General features: G+C 70.0%; 2 protein-coding genes. Both read left to right on the top strand.

Annotated features, from left to right (window positions below; all coding sequences use genetic code 11):
* Positions 1–82 precede the first annotated feature (82 nt).
* The gene (locus ACFRCR_RS18440) at positions 83–1,282 is read left to right on the top strand and encodes a phosphoglycerate kinase (RefSeq protein ID WP_377679631.1); all 1,200 of its coding nucleotides are present in this window, start codon (positions 83–85) and stop codon (positions 1,280–1,282) included.
* Between the two features lie 42 nt (positions 1,283–1,324).
* Positions 1,325–2,119 (top strand): triose-phosphate isomerase, encoded by a 795-nt coding sequence (tpiA, locus tag ACFRCR_RS18435; protein ID WP_138824514.1) that lies wholly within the window; start codon positions 1,325–1,327, stop codon positions 2,117–2,119.
* The last annotated feature ends 54 nt before the right edge of the window (positions 2,120–2,173 follow it).

Below are 2,173 nucleotides of genomic sequence, written 5' to 3'. Positions count from 1 at the left end.
GCCCGGTTGGCCGCCCATGCACGCGGACGCAGTCATGTGTGACGTGACCTGTTTCGACCCTGTTCAGACCAGGAGTGTGCTCATGAAGACCATCGACTCCCTCGGCGACCTGCGCGGCAAGCGCGTGCTCGTCCGCTCGGACTTCAACGTCCCCCTCGACGGGACGACCATCACGGACGACGGCCGCATCCGCGCCGCGCTCCCCACGCTCAAGCGGTTGACCGACGCCGGCGCGAAGGTCGTCGTGACCGCGCACCTCGGGCGTCCCAAGGGTGAGCCCGACGCCAAGTACTCCCTCGCTCCCGTCGCGGACCGCCTGGGCGAGCTGCTCGGCGCTCCCGTGACGCTCGCGGACGACACCGTCGGCGAGTCCGCCAAGGCCACGGTCGCCGCGCTCGGCGACGGCGAGGTGGCGCTGCTCGAGAACATCCGCTTCGACGCGCGCGAGACCTCGAAGGTCGACGCGGAGCGCGAGTCTCTCGCCGCTGACCTCGCCTCGCTCGCGGACGCGTACGTGTCCGACGGCTTCGGCGTCGTGCACCGCAAGCAGGCGTCGGTCTACGACATCGCCAAGGTGCTGCCGTCCGCGGTCGGCGAGCTGGTCCTCAAGGAGGTCGACTCCCTCAAGAAGGCGACCGAGGACCCCGCGCGCCCCTACGTCGTCGTGCTCGGCGGGTCGAAGGTCTCCGACAAGCTCGGCGTCATCGCCAACCTGCTGACCAAGGCGGACCGCCTGCTCATCGGTGGCGGCATGGTCTTCACGTTCCTCGCCGCCAAGGGCTACTCGGTGGGCAACTCGCTCCTCGAGACGGACCAGATCGACACCGTGAAGGGCTACCTCGCGGACGCCGAGAAGGCCGGCGTCGAGATCGTCCTGCCCACGGACATCCTCGCCGCGGACTCGTTCGCCGCCGACGCCCCCTACGAGGTCGTGCCCGCGGACGCCATCCCCGACGGCAAGATCGGCCTGGACATCGGCCCCGAGTCCGCCAAGCTCTTCGCGAGCAAGATCGTGGACGCCAAGACGGTCGTCTGGAACGGTCCTGCCGGCGTCTTCGAGTTCGAGGCGTTCTCCGGCGGCACCCGTGCCGTCGCGCAGGCCCTGGTCGACGCGACCGCGAACGGCGCGTTCACGATCGTCGGCGGTGGCGACTCCGCCGCGGCCGTGCGCATCCTCGGCTTCGACGAGGCCGGCTTCAGCCACATCTCGACCGGTGGCGGCGCGAGCCTGGAGTTCCTCGAGGGCAAGTCCCTCCCGGGGCTCGCAGTCCTCGAGGCCTGACCCCCCACCGCAGCCTCACGGCTCACAGAAGGTAGACACACCATGACTGATGCACGTACCCCGCTCATCGCGGGCAACTGGAAGATGAACCTGGACCACCAGGAGGCCATCCACACGGTCCAGAAGCTCGCCTGGGCCCTCAAGGACGCCAAGCACGACTTCTCGGCCGTCGAGGTCACCGTCCTGGTCCCGTTCACGGACCTGCGCAGCGTGCAGACGCTGGTCGACGCCGACAAGCTCGAGCTGACGTACGGCGCGCAGGACGTCTCGCAGCACGTCTCGGGCGCCTACACGGGTGAGATCTCGCCCGTGTTCCTGAGCAAGCTGGGCGTGACCTACGTCGCGATCGGTCACTCCGAGCGTCGTCAGTACCACGGTGAGGACGACGCGCTCGTCAACGCCAAGTCGAAGGCCGCGCTCGCGCAGGGCCTGGTCCCGATCGTCTGCGTCGGCGAGGCGCTCGACATCCGCAAGGCCGGCGAGCAGGTCTCGTACACGCTCGCACAGGTGGACGGCGCCCTCGAGGGCCTGTCGGCGGAGGACGCCGCCAAGGTCGTCATCGCGTACGAGCCCGTCTGGGCCATCGGCACCGGCGAGGTCGCGACGCCGCAGGACGCGCAGGAGGTTGCGGGCGCGATCCGTGCCCGTCTCGCCGAGCTGTACTCGGCCGAGGTGGCCGACGCCGTCCGCGTGCTCTACGGCGGTTCGGTCAAGTCCTCGTCGATCGCCGAGCTCATGAAGGAGCAGGACGTCGACGGTGCCCTGGTCGGAGGCGCGAGCCTCGACCCCGAGGAGTTCGCGAAGATCGCGCGCTTCCAGTCGCACCACGGGGCCTGAGTCCCTCTGCTGCCGGGTCGCGCCACACGGCGCGGCCCGGCAGCGTGGGCCCCC

The sequence above is a fragment of the Oerskovia sp. NPDC056781 genome (genome assembly GCF_042789955.1).
In the GTDB taxonomy this organism is placed as follows: Bacteria; Actinomycetota; Actinomycetes; order Actinomycetales; family Cellulomonadaceae; genus Oerskovia; species Oerskovia rustica.
This window is presented reverse-complemented; position numbering and strand designations above follow the sequence as displayed.

Coding starts and splice junctions, on each gene's coding strand:
- tpiA (WP_138824514.1), top strand. CDS start 1,325: ATGACTGATGCACGTACCCCGCTCATCGCGGGCAACTGGAAGATGAAC.
- ACFRCR_RS18440 (WP_377679631.1), top strand. CDS start 83: ATGAAGACCATCGACTCCCTCGGCGACCTGCGCGGCAAGCGCGTGCTC.